At 72.3% G+C, this 16606-nt stretch carries 10 protein-coding genes; 6 read left to right on the top strand and 4 right to left on the bottom strand.

What is annotated here, in order from left to right; all coding sequences use genetic code 11:
• Positions 1 to 21: 21 nt before the first annotated feature.
• The gene (locus ABT232_RS19920; RefSeq protein ID WP_351841624.1) at positions 22 to 3234 is read right to left on the bottom strand and encodes a tetratricopeptide repeat protein; all 3213 of its coding nucleotides are present in this window, start codon (positions 3232 to 3234) and stop codon (positions 22 to 24) included.
• 141 nt (positions 3235 to 3375) lie between these two features.
• On the opposite strand from ABT232_RS19920, the gene ABT232_RS19915 reads away from it, so the two are divergent.
• The 5 genes from ABT232_RS19915 to ABT232_RS19895 all read left to right on the top strand — a co-directional run bounded on the left by ABT232_RS19915 (position 3376) and on the right by ABT232_RS19895 (position 12127).
• The gene (locus ABT232_RS19915) at positions 3376 to 5415 is read left to right on the top strand and encodes a thioredoxin domain-containing protein (protein WP_351841622.1); all 2040 of its coding nucleotides are present in this window, start codon (positions 3376 to 3378) and stop codon (positions 5413 to 5415) included.
• Positions 5416 to 5623: 208 nt separating this feature from the next.
• A complete protein-coding gene (locus ABT232_RS19910; RefSeq protein WP_351841620.1) occupies positions 5624 to 6886 on the top strand; it encodes a glycosyltransferase in 1263 nt (420 codons plus the stop codon).
• Complete coding sequence (locus ABT232_RS19905) at positions 6883 to 8550, top strand: phospholipid carrier-dependent glycosyltransferase (RefSeq protein WP_351841618.1); 1668 nt, start codon at positions 6883 to 6885, stop codon at positions 8548 to 8550. Before ABT232_RS19910 ends, ABT232_RS19905 begins: the two co-directional genes overlap by 4 nt.
• Positions 8547 to 9728 carry a glycosyltransferase gene (locus tag ABT232_RS19900; RefSeq protein WP_351841616.1) on the top strand — a complete coding sequence of 394 codons (1182 nt, stop codon included), beginning with the start codon at positions 8547 to 8549 and terminating at the stop codon, positions 9726 to 9728. The genes ABT232_RS19905 and ABT232_RS19900 overlap by 4 nt, the downstream gene beginning before the upstream one ends.
• Positions 9725 to 12127, top strand: a complete 2403-nt coding sequence (locus tag ABT232_RS19895; RefSeq protein ID WP_351841614.1) for a galactose oxidase early set domain-containing protein — start codon at positions 9725 to 9727, stop codon at positions 12125 to 12127. Before ABT232_RS19900 ends, ABT232_RS19895 begins: the two co-directional genes overlap by 4 nt.
• Here ABT232_RS19895 and ABT232_RS19890 read toward each other — a convergent pair.
• From ABT232_RS19890 to trhA, 3 genes are read right to left on the bottom strand one after another with little or no spacing between them, the layout of a single operon-like run.
• Positions 12124 to 12855 carry a Mut7-C RNAse domain-containing protein gene (locus tag ABT232_RS19890; RefSeq protein WP_351841612.1) on the bottom strand — a complete coding sequence of 244 codons (732 nt, stop codon included), beginning with the start codon at positions 12853 to 12855 and terminating at the stop codon, positions 12124 to 12126. The two genes, ABT232_RS19895 and ABT232_RS19890, sit on opposite strands and share 4 nt — an antisense overlap.
• Before the next feature lie 4 nt (positions 12856 to 12859).
• Complete coding sequence (locus ABT232_RS19885) at positions 12860 to 13486, bottom strand: TetR/AcrR family transcriptional regulator (protein WP_450871705.1); 627 nt, start codon at positions 13484 to 13486, stop codon at positions 12860 to 12862.
• 38 nt (positions 13487 to 13524) lie between these two features.
• A complete protein-coding gene (gene trhA, locus ABT232_RS19880) occupies positions 13525 to 14253 on the bottom strand; it encodes a PAQR family membrane homeostasis protein TrhA (RefSeq protein ID WP_351841608.1) in 729 nt (242 codons plus the stop codon).
• A gap of 302 nt (positions 14254 to 14555) precedes the next feature.
• Here trhA and ABT232_RS19875 point away from each other — a divergent pair, with 302 nt between their 5' ends.
• On the top strand, positions 14556 to 16406 hold the full coding sequence (locus ABT232_RS19875) for a phosphoenolpyruvate carboxykinase (GTP) (RefSeq protein WP_351841606.1): 1851 nt from the start codon (positions 14556 to 14558) through the stop codon (positions 16404 to 16406).
• The last annotated feature ends 200 nt before the right edge of the window (positions 16407 to 16606 follow it).

Raw genomic sequence — 16606 nt, 5'->3', positions numbered from 1 at the left:
GGCGGCGGTGCCGCCGCGCGGTCACCGCCGCGCCGGCACCGTCACCCCCATCACCTCGCGCGCGGGACGGCTCGGCACCATGCCCAGCCGCCACGCCTGCCAGCCCGCCTCCAGGGCGACCCCGCGCTCCAGCAGCAGCCCGTACGCCGCCAGGTACTCCTCCAGCCTGCCGTCGCGGGCCGGATGGCCGGCGCGGGCCAGCCGGGCCAGTTCCTCCTGCGCGACCGCCGTCCCCACCTCCACCCCGCCCGGCGCCGCGTACGGCAGCAGCGTGCAGCGCAGGAACCGCGCCCAGTCCTCGCCCCGCCGGTCGCCGTACGAGGCGAACAGCCCCGCCGCCTCGTCGCACAGGGCCAGCGCCTGCGCCGACCGCGTGTTCCCGGCGTCCACGACGGCCAGCTCCAGGCAGGTCCACGCCTCCCCGTGCGCCACGCCGATCCGCTGGAAGTCGGCGCGGGCGTCCACCAGCAGCTGCCGGGCGAACCCCGAATTGCGCAGCGACCCGGTCTGCGCCGCCCGCTGGTCCCGGGTCACCCGCGCCGAATGGTGCCGGGCACAGGCCAGGCCGTACACGTCCCGCATCCGCGAGAACATCGTCCGGGACCGCTCCAGCTCGCGCACCGCCCGATCCAGGTCACCCGTCTCCTCCAGCGCCTGCCCCAGGTAGTACAGCGTCCACGCCTCGCCGCGCGCGTCCTCGTTCTCCCGGTGCCGGGCCGCCGCCCGCCGCAGCTCCTCCACCGCCTGCGAGACATCACCGGCCGCCTGCAGCGTCCGCGCCAGCTGCGTCAGCGCCCACGCCTCACCGCGCGCGTCCCGGGTGCGGCCGTACCGCTCCAGCGCGTGGCCCAGCTCCGTGCGGGCCCGCGGCACATCGCCGAGCCGGATGTACAGCTGGCCCAGCTGGAAGTGCGCCCACGCCTCCCCGTGCACCGACTCGCCCGCCCGGTGCAGCTCCAGCGAGCGCGTCAGCAGGTCCAGCGCCTCCGCCAGCCGCGCCCGGTCCCGCTCCACCGCCGCCAGCGCGTGCATCGTCCACGCCCGGTCCGCCGCCAGCTGCGGCGCCGCCTGGAGATCCAGCGCCTCCCGCAGCTTCGCCGCCGCCTCCGTCAGAGCGCCCTGGTGGTGCAGGGTGATCCCGAGCGAGCACAGCGCCCGCGCCGCCCCCGCCTCGTGCTGCGCCTCCCGGTACAGGTCCACCACCGACGTCAGCGTCGCCCGCGCCCGGTCCAGCTCGCCCAGCTGCCGCGCCGCGATACCCGTACGCCACTGCACCGAACGGATCAGCAGCCCCTGGTCCACGGCCTGCGCCAGCTCGCTGATCTCACCCAGCCGGTACAGATCGCCCCGCAGCAGGCAGTAGTCGCACAGCGCGCCCAGCAGATGGAGCACCGCGCCCTGGTCCACCCCCTCCGCGTGCCGCAGCGCCGCCGTGATGAAGCTCGACTCGTCGTCCAGCCAGCGCAGCGCCTCGTCGAGCGAGGTGAAACCGTGCGGGCCGAACCGGTCCGAACGGGTCGAGGTGTTGCCGTCCACCAGCCGCAGCACCGAGTCGGCGAGCTCCGCGTAGTTCACGATCAGCCGCTCCTGCGCCGCCGCGCGCTCCGCCGGATCCTCCTCGTCGAGCAGCCGGGCGTGCGCGAAGGCGCGCACCAGGTCGTGCAGCCGGTAGCGGTCGCCGCGCACATGGTCGATCAGTCCCGCCCGGGACAGCGCCTCCAGCTGCCGGGCCGCCTCCGCCTCCTTCGTGCCCAGCAGCGAGGCCGCCGCCGCGCCGCCCAGCGAGGCCCGCCCGGCCAGCGCCAGCCGGCGCAGCAGTCTGCGCGCCGGATCCGGCTGATCCGTGTACCGCAGCCACAGCGCCCGCTCCACCGGCCCCACCGGGCCGTACGCCGCCAGGTCCGACGCAAGCCGCCGGGGCGAGCGCGCGGCCGGGTCCGCCCCGAGCGCCGACCCCGCCACCCGCAGCGCCAGCGGCAGCCCTCCGCACAGCTCCCGGATCCGGTCCGCGGACTCCGCGTCGTACGGCCCCCTCTCGCCCTGCGCCGCCGCGCCCAGCAGCTCCTCCGCTCCGGCCGCGTCCAGCTCCGGCACCGGCAGCCGGTGCACCCACGCCGGGAAGTCCTCCGGCAGCTCCAGCGGCTCCCGCGCGGTCACCAGCACCAGGCTGTCGGACCGCGCGGGGACCAGCGCGCGGACCTGCTCCGGATCCACCGCGTCATCGAGGACGACGGTGACCGGCACGCCCGTCAGATGCTGGTGATACAGCTCGCTCAACCGCTTGACCTGCTGGTCCGCCGACGACCGCTCCCGGAACAGCAGCTGCTCGCGCGGCGCGCCCAGCCGGTTCAGCAGATGCAGCAGCGCCTCCCGCGTGGACAGCGGCGGCTCCTGGGGACTGCCGCCGCGCAGGTCCACCACGCACGCCCCGCGGAACTGGTCCCGCAGCTCGTGCGCGGCCCGCACCGCCAGCGCCGTACGCCCGCTGCCCGGCGCCCCGTGCAGGACCACCACCACCGGCCGGGTCCGGGTGCTCGCCCGCGCCGCCTGCACCCACTGCCGGATCCGCGCCAGCTCCCGCCGCCGCCCCGCGAACGCGCCCACCGGCTCCGGCAGTTGCGCGAACGACTGCTCCAGCGCCGCCCGGCCGCGCGCCGCCGCGCTCTTGTCCATGCCGAGCAGCTGCGGCCCGCCCTGCTTCGGCCCCGTCGACGCGGCCAGCACCCGCTGCTGGTCCAGGAACGGCCGGATCCCGCGCACCTCCAGCGCGGTCAGCCACTGCAACCGCAGCTGCTCCGGCCCGCCCGGCTGCCCGGCCGCCCCGGCGCGATGGTGCGCGGCCGGCAGATGCGCCCCGGCCACCTTCACCACGGTGGCCGCCGCCCCCGCGAACCCCACCGTCGCCCCGGCCCCGAGCGCGGTGCCCGTCCCGGTGCCGAGCGCGAGGTCCGCGACCGCGGCGGCGACCGCGGCCACCGCCGCGACCAGCAGGGGCGTCCCGGCACCGTCCCGCGCGTACCGCTGCCCGAAGGTCAGCCGCCCGGCCTCCGCCTCGTCCAGCGCCCGCGCGTACGCCTCGTACTCCTCCCGCGCCGCCCCCGCCATCGCCTCCAGCGCGCCGCGCGCCCGCGCCAGCAGCACCTGACCGTCGGCCCGGCCCCCCGACCGCCGTACCTCCTCCTCCACGGCCCGCACCAGCAGCCGCTCGGCCTCACCCCGATGACTGTCCCGCATGACCGGTCCCCCTCCGACGGCGTCTCGGTCAAGTGTGCTGCGCGGGGCGCGCGGAGGGGAGGGGGCGTGGAGCGCCGGGAGCGAGCGCGCCGTGTCCTGTGGTGTGAGCCCTTTTCCGGGTACTGCGGCAGGATGGGAACCATGCCGAACCGACTCGCCCACGAGACGTCCCCCTACCTGCTCCAGCACGCGGACAACCCGGTCGACTGGTGGCCCTGGTCCGAGGAGGCGTTCGAGGAGGCCCGGCGGCGGGACCTGCCGGTGCTGCTGAGCGTCGGCTATTCGAGCTGCCACTGGTGTCATGTGATGGCGCACGAGTCCTTCGAGGACGAGGCGACGGCCGCCTACCTGAACGAGCACTTCGTCAGCGTCAAGGTCGACCGCGAGGAGCGCCCCGACGTCGACGCCGTCTACATGGAGGCCGTGCAGGCCGCCACCGGGCAGGGCGGCTGGCCGATGACCGTGTTCCTGACGCCGGGGGCCGAGCCGTTCTACTTCGGGACCTACTTCCCGCCGGCCCCGCGGCAGGGGATGCCCTCGTTCCGGCAGGTGCTGGAAGGCGTGCGGCAGGCGTGGGGGGAACGGCGCGAGGAGGTCGCCGACGTCGCGGGGAAGATCGTGCGGGATCTCGCCGGGCGGGAGATCGACTACGGCGCGGGCAGCCGGACGCCGCAGGACCAGGAGCTGGCGCAGGCGCTGCTGGGGCTGACGCGGGAGTACGACCCGCAGCGCGGCGGGTTCGGCGGGGCGCCGAAGTTCCCGCCGTCCATGGTGATCGAGTTCCTGCTGCGGCACGCGGCGCGCACCGGTTCCGAGGGCGCGCTCCAGATGGCGGTGGACACCTGCGAGCGGATGGCCCGCGGCGGGATCTACGACCAGCTCGGCGGCGGGTTCGCGCGCTACTCCGTGGACCGGGACTGGACGGTGCCGCACTTCGAGAAGATGCTGTACGACAACGCGCTGCTGTGCCGGGTCTACGCGCACCTATGGCGGTCCACCGGCTCCGAGCTCGCCCGGCGGGTGGCGCTGGAGACCGCCGACTTCATGGTCCGGGAACTGCGCACCGAACAGGGCGGGTTCGCCTCCGCGCTCGACGCCGACAGCGACGACGGGAGCGGGCGGCACGTGGAGGGCGCGTACTACGTCTGGACGCCGGAGCAGCTGCGCGAGGTACTCGGGGACGATGACGCCGAACTGGCCGCCCGGTACTTCGGGGTGACCCAGGAGGGCACCTTCGAGGAAGGCGCGTCCGTGCTGCAACTGCCGCAGCAGGACAGCGTGTTCGACGCGGAGCGGATCGCCTCCGTGCGGCAGCGGCTGCTGGCCGCGCGCTCCGGGCGGCCCGCGCCCGGCCGGGACGACAAGGTCGTCGCCGCCTGGAACGGCCTCGCGATCGCCGCGCTCGCCGAGACCGGTGCCTACTTCGACCGCCCGGACCTGGTGGACGCGGCCCTCGCCGCCGCCGATCTGCTGGTGCGGGTGCATCTGGACGACCGCGCGCAGCTGGCCCGTACCAGCAAGGACGGCCGGGTCGGCCCCAACGCGGGTGTCCTGGAGGACTACGCGGACGTGGCCGAGGGCTTCCTCGCGCTGGCGTCGGTCACCGGTGAGGGTGTGTGGCTGGACTTCGCGGGGCTGCTGCTCGACCACGTCCTCGTGCGGTTCGTGGACGAGAAGAGCGGTGCGCTGTACGACACGGCGGCGGACGCCGAGCGGCTGATCCGGCGGCCGCAGGACCCGACGGACAACGCCGCCCCGTCCGGCTGGACCGCCGCGGCGGGCGCGCTGCTCGGCTATGCCGCGCAGACCGGTTCCGAGCCGCACCGCAGTGCCGCCGAGCGGGCGCTGGGCGTGGTGGGGGTGCTGGGGCCGCGGGTGCCGCGGTTCATCGGCTGGGGTCTCGCGGTCGCCGAGGCGCTGCTGGACGGGCCGCGGGAGGTGGCGGTCGTGGGACCGGCGCTGGACGACGCCGCGGCGCGGGGCATGCACCGCACGGCGCTGCTCGGGACCGCGCCGGGGGCGGTGGTGGCGTACGGCGTGGCGGGCGGTGAGGAGTTCCCGCTGCTGGCGGACCGGCCGCTGGCCGGCGGTGAACCGACCGCTTACGTCTGCCGTAATTTCACTTGTGACGCCCCTACGACCGACCCTGAGCGGCTGCGGATCGCGCTCTCGGGGCGGTGAGCGCTGTCGCAATTGAGCAGGTGTTCGGTTAGATCCCGCTAGAGACCCCACCGTTCCGAAACACGCTTTTTATCGGAACACCTCCCGCGCTTCACAGTTCCCCCCTAGTCTCTGCACAGTGCCGCGGCGGAAGTGACCCGCCGTCGCGGTGGGGGGTTCGGGGACTCGTGCGCCCCGGGGGGTCATCTGGGGATCTGGGGGGATCTGTTTGCTGACGTCTGTCTTCATCGCCGCCGTCTCACTGGCCCTGTTCTGGATGGCGGCCTTCACCCTGTGGTGGCAGATGCACGCGTGGCGCACGCCCGAAGTGCTGGCCTCCACCCGGTTCAGCCGCCCGGACGGGGCGGAACAGCTGTCGTTCTCGCTGCTGCTCCCGGCGCGGCACGAGCAGGCCGTGCTCGACCACACCATCCAGCGGCTGCTGGAGTCGACGCACGCCGACTTCGAGATCATCGTGATCGTCGGCCACGACGACCCGGAGACCGCCGAGGTCGCCGAACGGGCGGCCGGGCGCGACCCGCGGGTGCGGGTGGTCGTCGACACCCACGACAAGAAGAACAAGCCGAAGGCGATGAACACGGCGCTGCCGCACTGCCGCGGCGACGTCGTCGGGGTATTCGACGCCGAGGACCAGGTCCATCCGGAACTGCTCGCCCATGTCGACCACGCCTTCCGCACCACCGGCGCGGACGTCGTGCAGGGCGGTGTGCAGCTGATCAACTTCCACTCCAGCTGGTACAGCCTGCGCAACTGCCTGGAGTACTTCTTCTGGTTCCGCTCGCGGCTGCACCTGCACGCCCAGAAGGGCTTCATCCCGCTCGGCGGCAACACCGTCTTCGTCCGCACCGACGTGCTGCGGGAGGCCGACGGCTGGGACCCGAACTGCCTGGCCGAGGACTGCGACCTGGGCGTACGGCTGTCCAGCGTCGGCAAGAAGGTCGTCGTCGCCTACGACTCGGAGATGGTGACCCGCGAGGAGACCCCGGACTCGCTGATGTCGCTGCTCAAGCAGCGCACCCGCTGGAACCAGGGCTTCCTCCAGGTCTACCGCAAGCGGGACTGGAAGCAGCTGCCCACCTTCGGACAGCGCCTGCTGGCCCGCTACACCCTGATGACGCCGTACCTCCAGGCGGTCTCCGGTGTGGTCATCCCGCTCAACGTGGGCATCGCGCTCTTCCTCGACGTGCCGGTCGGCGTCGCCTTCATCACCTTCCTGCCGGCCGTCACCGCCCTGGTGACCTTCGTCTTCGAGCTGGTCGGACTGCACGACTTCGGCAAGCAGTACGGGCTGCGCGTCCGCTTCGTCCACTACCTCAAGCTCATCGTGGGCGGCCCCTTCTACCAGGTGCTCCTCGCCGGGGCCGCGGTCCGCGCCGTCTGGCGCGAGCAGCGCGGCCGCAACGACTGGGAGCTGACCAGCCATGTCGGCGCTCATCTCGCGCACGTGAACCGAGAGGACGTTCCTGCGTGACCTCCACCCTTCCCGCGGTGACCGGAGTCAAGGTCCCCGCGCAGCGGACAGCTGCGCCCACAACCCGTTCGACGGGCCGAACGCAGCCTCCCCGGCGGCTGCGGTCCTCCCGCTCCGACCTCGTCCTGTGCGGCCTGCTCCTCGTGGCGATCCTCGTCGTCCAGGGCTGGAACATCGCCGACTACCCCACCCTCAGCGACGACGAGGGCACCTACCTCGCCCAGGCCTGGGCCGTCCAGGAGGGCCGCGGCCTCGCCCACTACACCTACTGGTACGACCACCCGCCGCTCGGCTGGATCCAGATAGCCGTGCTCACCTGGATACCCGCGCTGATCAGCCCGGACTCGATGACCGTCGGCACCATGCGCGCCGCGATGCTGCTGGTCTCCGCCGTCAGCGCGGTCCTCGTCTACGTCCTGGGCCGCCGGCTCTCCCTGCCCCGCTGGGCCGCCGGACTCGGCATGGCCCTGTTCGGGCTCTCCCCGCTGGCGGTGGTCCTCCAGCGGGAGATCTTCCTCGACAACCTCGCCGTGATGTGGACGCTGCTGGCGTTCACCCTCGCCGCCTCCCCGAGCCGCCACCTCTGGCACCACTTCGGCGCGGGCATCGCCGCCGCGACGGCCGTGCTCACCAAGGAGACGATGCTCGTCGTCCTGCCCGCGCTGCTGCTCACCATGTGGCGCCACAGCCACCGCGACACCCGCAAGTTCGCCGTCACCGGCGCCATCACCGCCTGCGCGCTGATCGGTCTGTCGTACCCGCTGTTCGCCCTGCTGAAGGGCGAGCTGCTGCCGGGCGCCGGCCATGTGTCGCTGTGGGACGGCATCACCTACCAGATGAGCAGGCCCGGCTCCGGCTTCGTCCTCGACGAGGGCTCCGGCTCCTACGGCGTCCTCCAGTCGTGGCTGTACTACGACCGTGTGCTGCCGCTCGGCGGCCTCGCCGGGGCGCTGCTGCTCCTGCTGACCTGGCGCTGGTCGGTCACCGCCCGCGCCCTCGCCGGCCCCGCGCTGACCGTGGCGATCCTCGCCCTGGTCGCTCTGCGCCCCGACGGCTACCTGCCCGCGATGTACATCATCCAGGCGCTGCCGTTCCTCGCCCTGGTCCTCGCCGGAGGCACCGCCAGCGTCGCCCACGCCGTCCTGCACAAGCGGCGCCGCGCGGCCCGCCCGGAGGACGCCCGCGAGGAACGCCGGCCCTACGGCCGCTACGCGCTCGCCGCCGCCCTGGCGCTCGCCGCGGCCGCCTACGTCGTCCCGCGCTGGTACGACGGCGACCGCACCGCCATGACGGCCGACGCCAACGCCCCCTACCAGGCCGCCTCGAAGTGGCTGGCCACCGAGGTGCCCGACCCCGCGGACACCCGGGTCCTCGTCGACGACGCGCTCTGGCTGGACCTCGTCCACCAGGGCTACGAGCCCGGGCTCGGCGCCATCTGGTTCTACAAGGCCGACCTCGACCCCGCGGTGACCAGAACCATGCCGCACGGCTGGCGCGACCTCGACTACGTGGTCGCCTCGCCGACGGTACGGCGGGACGCGGTCGACCTGCCGAACGTGCGGGCCGCGATCGAGCACTCGACGCCGGTCGCCGTGTTCGGCGCCGGCGCGGACCGGATCGAGATCCGGCGAATCCAGACCACCAGCGCGGGAGGCGACCGATGAGCCAGGAGTCCACCGTCCCCGGCGAGGCCGTGCAGGCCGTACCGGCCGCCGCCGAGATCGCCGAACCCGGCGCCGTCACCATCGTCGTCCCGACCTTCAACGAGTCGGCGAACGTCCGGCAGCTGCTGGGCCAGATCACCGAGTCGGTGCCCACCCGGCTGCCCTGCGAGGTCGTCTTCGTGGACGACTCCACCGACGACACCCCCGAGGTGATCCGCGCGGCCGCCCGGGACTGCCCGTTCCCGGTGACCGTGCTGCACCGCGAGGAGCCCGTCGGCGGGCTCGGCGGAGCGGTCGTCGAGGGCATCAAGGCCGCCGCCTCGGACTGGATCGTCGTCATGGACGGCGACTGCCAGCACCCGCCGTCCCTCGTCCCCGAGCTGGTCGCCAGCGGTGAACGCGCCGGCGCCGGACTCGTCGTCGCCTCCCGCTACCTCAAGGGCGGCAGCCGGGCCGGGCTGGCCGGCAGCTACCGGGTGGCCGTCTCGCGCGGCGCGACCTGGCTGACCAAATCGCTCTTCCCGCGCCGGCTGCACGGCATCAGCGACCCGATGAGCGGCTTCTTCGCCATCCGCCGCGGTGTCGTGGCCGCCGAGGCGCTGAAACCGCTCGGCTACAAGATCCTGCTGGAGCTGGCGGTCCGCAGCCGGCCGCGCGCGGTCACCGAGGTGCCGTTCGTGTTCCAGGAGCGGTTCGCCGGGGAGTCCAAGTCCACGGCGCAGGAGGGGATGCGCTTCCTGCGGCACCTCGCCGGGCTGCGCACGGCCGATCCGCTGGCCCGCCTGGTGGTGTTCGGGCTGATCGGGCTGACGGGCTTCGTGCCGAACCTGGCCGCGCTGTGGGCGATGACCGAGGCCGGGCTGCACTACCTGCCCGCGGAGATCGTCGCCAACCAGTTCGGCGTCGCCTGGAACTTCCTGCTCATCGAGAAACTGCTCTTCCGTGACCGGCGGCAGCACCGCCACTGGGCCGACCGCACCGTGCGGTTCGCGCTGCTCGCCAATGCCGACCTGGTGCTGCGCATACCGCTGATCGCGCTGCTGGTGGCGCAGTTCGGACTCGCGGTGCTGCCCGCCACGGCACTCGCCCTGGTCGTCACCTTCGTCCTGCGCTTCGTCGGAACCGAAGCGCTGGTCTATCTGCCGCGCAGGAGCCGCACAGCTAGGAGCACCGCATGAGATCCCGACGGAGATCGGCCCTGGTGGCCGTCATGGGCCTCGCCACAGGCCTGCTGCTCACCTCCCCGCAGCCCGCCTCCGCCGCCAACCTGATCAGGAACCCCGGCTTCGAGACGGCCGGCACCGGCGACATGCCGTACTGCTGGTCCAAGTCCGGCTGGGGCGACAACGACTTCACCTTCACCACCACCACTGACGCGCACTCCGGCGGCAAGGCGATGAAGGTCGAGCTGACCCGCCGCCTGGACGGCGACCGCAAGGCGCTGATCACCGAGTCCGCCGACTGCGCGCCGGTGGTGACCGTCGGCAAGCAGTACGACCTCTCCCTCTGGTACAAGACCACCACGCCGGACGCCAACATCACCCTGTTCCGGCACGACACCACGGCGGGCTGGCAGTACTGGACCGACCTCAAGACGCTGGAGACGGCCGCCGCCTGGACCCGGGCCTCGGTCCGCACCCCCGAGGTCCCGGCCGGCACCGACCGCATCAGCTGGGGCGTCTCCGTCTACGGCACCGGCTCCGCGACCACCGACGACTACACCATGGAGCAGGTCGCCGACCCGGTGCCGCCACCGCAGTGCACCGGCACCGCGGACGAGTGCGCCAACGGCAGCTGGCAGGTGCTGCCCGCGCAGAACCCGGTGCGCTCCATGCACTCGGTGGTGCTGCACAACGGCAAGGTGCTGCTGATCGCCGGCTCCGGCAACGACCCGGAGAGGTTCGAGGCCGGCACCTTCACCTCCGCGGTCTACGACCCGGCGAACGGCTCCTACAAGGTCATCCCCACCCCGAAGGACATGTTCTGCGCCGGGCACGTCCAGCTCCAGGACGGGCGGGTGCTGGTGATGAGCGGCAACAAGGGCTATCCGTCGGCCGACGGCCGCATCGGCTACCAGGGGTACAAGGACTCGTACGTCTTCGACCCGGCGACCGAGACGTACACGAGGACCAACGACATGAACGACGGGCACTGGTACCCGTCGGCGACCGTCCTCGGCAACGGTGACGTGATCTCCTTCGGCGGGCTGAAGGAGGACTCCACCGGCTCGGTCACCGCCGAGCTGTGGTCCGAGGCACAGCAGAAGTGGCTGCCGACCTGGCAGGTCAACCAGACCTGGTCGTACTGGGGCCTGTACCCGTCGATGATCCTGATGCAGGACGGCCGGCTCTTCTACTCCGGCAGCCATGTCTTCGGCAACAACATCCCGGGCACCGGCGCAGCGATCTACGACTACGGCGCCAACACCATCACCCAGGTGCCGGGCCTCCAGCGCAAGGACGAGCGGGACCAGTCGGCGAGCGTGCTGCTGCCGCCGGCGCAGGACCAGCGGGTGCTGACCATCGGCGGCGGCAACATCGACTCCAACCCGGACGCCAACCGCCTCACCGACGTCATCGACCTGAAGCAGCCGAACCCGGCGTACGTGGCCGGCCCGCCGCTCCCGCAGGGCACCGTCGACCTCGGCAACGGCAAGGTCGCGCAGACCGGCGCGCAGGGGAAGATGTACGTCTCCGCGGTGCTGCTGCCCGACGGCAAGGTGCTGGAGACCGGCGGCGCCCTGCACAACCGCGCCGACCCGGTCTTCGAGTCCTCCCTCTACGACCCACAGGCCGGCACCTTCGACCCGGTGGCCGCCGACCCGGAGGCCCGCGGCTACCACTCCTCGGCCTTCCTGCTGCCCGACGGCCGGGTGATGACCACCGGCGACAATCCGGGCAACGGCAGCTGGAACCACAACGTGTCCGTCTACACCCCGCCCTACCTGCTCAAGGGCCCCCGCCCGAAGATCACTTCGCTGATCGACACCGAGTGGACCTACGGCGACACCCAGCGGATCACCGTGGACCGGCCCATCGCCAAGGCCGAGCTGATCCGGCCGGCCGCCGTCACCCACTCCTCCGACCCGAACCAGCGGTTCGTGGACCTGCCGCTGTCCGTGGACGGCGCCAACGTCGACCTCAACGTCACCAGCAACCCCAATCTGGCGCCGCCCGGCTGGTACATGCTCTTCGCGGTGGACGCCAACGGAGTGCCGTCGGTGGCGAAGTGGGTGCACCTGCGGGGCCCGGCCGCGCTGAAGGCCACCGACGCCTCCCCGCACATCCACTCCTTCGCCGACTCCCTCGAAGGACAGACCAGGGGCCCCGGCAAGAAGCGCGCCTCGCAGCCGGTGAGCCCCACCGTCTCCGGCTGCGACCGGCACTACGGCTCCGCGAACGTCTGTGTGCCGACCGCCTTCCCGCCACAGGTGAAGAAGACGGCGGCCGCCCGCTGCGCCTGGCTGAAGCAGAACGACTACGGCCGCCTCAAGGTCAACGGCAAGGACGACCCGCTCGGCCTGGACCGCGACGGGAACGGCGTGGCCTGCACCAAGGGCGACCTGACCCGGCGTTAGCCGCGCTGCGGGAACCGCGCGAGGGCGCGCTCCACGATGGCCTCCAGCTGATCGTGGTGCGCGCCCTTCCAGTACGCGCGCCCGCAGTCGGCGCACTGCGCGAACACGTCGTACGTCCGCTGGGTGCCGGCCTCCAGCCGGTCGGCCACGTCCTCCTTGCTGGCCTCCGCCAGCAGACCGTTGCAGGCGGTGCAGCGGGTCCACGGGCGCAGCTCGGGGGCGAAGCGGTCCAGGACGTCCTGGAGCTGGTCGTCGGGGCGGGTGCTGTAGACATAGGCGCCGGCCCACAGTTCGCGGCGGCGCAGCAGGCCCCGGTCGCGGCTGAGCATGACCCGCCGCTCGGCGGCCGAGCGGGTGGCGAGCGCCGGGTCGCCGATGTCCGTCGACTCGTAGGCGGTGTCCACGCCGAGCAGCCGCAGCCGGCGGGCGAGGGTGCCCAGGTGCACGTCGAGCAGGAACCGCAGAGGAGCACCGGGCACCGGCTGGGGGCGCGGCACGGCCCGTACGCTCACCCGCTCGCCGTCCCGCGGGATGTGGCCGCCTGGCACCTCCCGTCCGTCCACGACCAGCGCGCCGACCTCCGTCAGCGGCACGCCGAGGGACTCGACGACGTGCCCGAGCGTGGAGACGCCGTCGACGGCGAGCGCGGTGGCGCCGTTCCGGCGTCCGTGCGGCACGAACAGGGCCAGTTCGGGGGCGACTTCGACGTGGATCTCTGCTGCGTTCACGGGTTCAGGATGTCAGGCCGTGTTCGACGACGGTGAGGGAGCGGTCGACGAGGTCGGCGAGGTCGTCGCGGAAGCCGGTGCGGGCCCAGTACTGGGAGACCTCCAGCAGACCGGCGACGAGGGACGCGGCGAGGACCCGCACCTCCAGGCTCTCCGGGTCGCGGCCGGTGCGCTCGCCGACGGCCCGGGCGATCAGCCGGGCGGTTCCCGCCATGCTCTCCAGCATCCGGGAGCGCACGGCGGGCACCTCGGCCAGCAGCCGGCAGCGCAGCCGGGTGATCTCCGGCTCCTCGCCCGTCCCGAGGCCGACGGCGTGCCGTACGACCTGGCGCAGGGAGTCCGTCCACGGCTCGTCGGCGGGGCGGTGCCGCAGCTCCTCGAACACGAGGGGGTCGTCCGCGTCGGTGAGGACGATGTCCTCCTTGGCGGGGAAGTAGCGCAGGACGGTCGACGGCGACAGCTCGGCGCGGCCGGCGATCTGCTCGATCGTCGTGGCCCCGTACCCCTGCTCCTCGATCAGCGCGCAGGCGGCCGCGCGGATCGCCTTCCGGGTCCTGGCCTTCTTCCGCTCCCGCAGTCCCGCCCGGGGGCGGCCGGCGGGAGCGGAGGCGGTGGTGCGTACGGCCGTCATACGGATCATTGTCGGACATCCGCGCCGCGCGGCGGAGGCTACGCGTGCTGGTAGGCGACCAGCGAGATGCCGATGTAGTGGGTGATGAACGCCGCCAGCGTGAGGGCGTGGAAGACCTCGTGGAAGCCGAACCAGCGCGGTGAGGGGTTGGGGCGCTTGATGCCGTAGACGACTCCGCCCAGGCTGTAGAGGAGTCCGCCGACGACCACCAGGACGAGGACGGCGACGCCGCCCGTGCGCATGAAGTCGGGCAGGAAGAAGACCGCCGCCCAGCCCATCGCGATGTAGCACGGCGTGTAGAGCCAGCGCGGGGCACCGACCCAGAAGACCCGGAAGATGATGCCCGCCAGTGCCGCGGCCCAGATGCCCCACAGCAGCCACCGGCCCTTGGAGCTCGGCAGGAGCAGGAGGGTGAGCGGGGTGTAGGTGCCCGCGATGATCAGGAAGATGTTGGCGTGATCGAGGCGGCGCAGCACGCCGTCCATCCGGGGGCTCCAGGTGCCCCGGTGGTACAGCGCGCTCACTCCGAAGAGCAGACAGGCCGTCAGCGCGTAGATCCCGCACGCGATCCGGCCGCGTGTGGAGTGGGCGAGGGCGGTCAGCACCAGGCCCGAGATCAGGGCCGCCGGGAACATGCCCAGGTGCAGCCAGCCCCGCAGTTTCGGCTTGACGGAGTCCGGCAGGGACGGATGCGGCAGATGCAGCGCCACGGAGCCACGGTCGGCGACCGGCGTGTCCGTGCGCGCGTCGGAGGCGGACGCAGTCATGCGCGCATGGTACCTACGCCTCCGTAAGTGACGGATCAGAGTCTCGTGACCGCGCTGTGCGACGGCGGCCGGCAACGCCAAGAAAAAGTCAGCCGAACTCCATGTGGACGCAAAGAATCACGGCGAAAGCCCCTGGACGTGGCGTTCCTCACGGCGCTCAGGTGTGCGGCCCTCTGGACAAATGCGCAGTCAGCTCGGATGATCAAATGAGTGCGGTCGGCACCGGATGAGCGGCTACGAAGCATCCGGGTCGCGGCCCCCACGGGGCAGACAGGACAAAAAACCCTCATTTAGGAGCGATCGTGGCGCGCGACAACGCGGCTCCCACCACCGTCAGCCCGACCAACCATCAGGAACTGATCTCGTGGGTCAACGAGATCGCGGAACTGACCCAGCCGGACAACGTGGTCTGGTGCGACGGATCCGAGGCCGAGTACGAGCGCCTGTGCGAGGAGCTCGTCGAGAAGGGCACCTTCCGCAAGCTCGACCCGATCAAGCGCCCGAACTCCTACTACGCCGCCTCCGACCCCACCGACGTCGCCCGCGTCGAGGACCGGACCTTCATCTGCTCCGAGAAGGAGGAGGACGCCGGCCCCACCAACCACTGGAAGGCCCCCGCCGAGATGCGGGACATATTCCAGGGCTCCGGCGGCGAAGGCGGCCTCTTCCGCGGCTCCATGCGCGGCCGCACCATGTACGTGGTGCCGTTCTGCATGGGCCCGCTCGGCTCCCCGCTGTCGGCGCTCGGCGTCGAGATCACGGACTCCGCCTACGTCGCCGTCGCCATGCGCACCATGACGCGCATGGGCCAGGCCGTCCTCGACGAGCTGGGCGACGACGGCTTCTTCGTCAAGGCCGTCCACACCCTCGGCGCTCCCCTGGAGCCGGGCGAGCAGGACGTGCCGTGGCCCTGCAACCAGACCAAGTACATCTCCCACTTCCCGGAGACCCGCGAGATCTGGTCCTACGGCTCCGGCTACGGCGGCAACGCCCTCCTCGGCAAGAAGTGCTACGCGCTGCGCATCGCCTCCGTCATGGCCCGTGACGAGGGCTGGCTCGCCGAGCACATGCTGATCCTCAAGCTGACCCCGCCCCCCTTTGCCTCCGGCCGGGCTGAGTCCAAGTACGTCGCCGCCGCCTTCCCGTCCGCCTGCGGCAAGACCAACCTCGCCATGCTGGAGCCCACGATCTCCGGCTGGACGGTCGAGACCATCGGCGACGACATCGCCTGGATGCGCTTCGGCGAGGACGGCCGGCTGTACGCCATCAACCCCGAGGCCGGCTTCTTCGGCGTCGCGCCCGGCACCGGTGAGCACACCAACGCCAACGCGATGAAGACGCTGTGGGGCAACTCCGTCTTCACCAACGTCGCCCTCACCGACGACAACGACATCTGGTGGGAGGGCATGACGGAGGAGACTCCGGCCCACCTCACCGACTGGAAGGGCAACGACTGGACCCCGGACTCCGGTGTCCCGGCCGCCCACCCCAACGCCCGCTTCACCGTGCCCGCCTCGCAGTGCCCGATCATCGCGCCCGAGTGGGAGGACCCCAAGGGCGTGCCGATCTCCGCGATCCTCTTCGGCGGCCGCCGCGCCACCGCCGTCCCGCTGGTGACGGAGTCCTTCGACTGGAACCACGGCGTCTTCCTCGGCGCCAACGTGGCCTCCGAGAAGACCGCCGCCGCCGAGGGCAAGGTCGGCGAGCTGCGCCGCGACCCGTTCGCGATGCTGCCGTTCTGCGGCTACAACATGGGCGACTACATGGCCCACTGGATCGACGTGGCCAAGGACAAGGACCAGTCCAAGCTGCCGAAGATCTACTACGTCAACTGGTTCCGCAAGAACGACGAGGGCAAGTTCGTCTGGCCCGGCTTCGGCGAGAACAGCCGCGTCCTGAAGTGGATCGTCGAGCGGCTGGACGGCCGCGCCGAGGGCGTCGAGACCCCGATCGGCGTGCTGCCGACGAAGGGCGCCCTGGACACCGACGGGCTCGACCTGTCCGACTCCGACCTGGAGTTCCTGCTGACGGTGGACAAGGAGGTGTGGCGCGAGGAGGCCGCCCTGGTCCCCGAGCACCTCAACACCTTCGGCGACCACACGCCCGAGGAGCTGTGGGACGAGTACCGCGCGCTGGTGGCGCGCCTGGGCTGACAGCCCGCCAGGTGGGCCGAGAGCCCACCCCGTGATCCCCCGCGGCCGGTCCGATGGGAGCCCTGACCAGTGATCGTCACGGCCGGCCGCGGGAGGCGGCACATCGTCACGAACCGTGGCCCCGTACAACGGCGTGCGGGGCCGTGCTGCCCGCGCTCACCCGGTGGGATGGATTCCTGCGTCCGGTGAGGGCAATGCAG

It is taken from the genome of Streptomyces sp. NPDC001532 (assembly GCF_040298625.1).
In the GTDB taxonomy this organism is placed as follows: domain Bacteria; phylum Actinomycetota; class Actinomycetes; order Streptomycetales; family Streptomycetaceae; genus Streptomyces.
The sequence above is the reverse complement of the archived record's forward strand: the minus strand, read 5'-3'. Positions and strand labels throughout refer to the sequence as shown.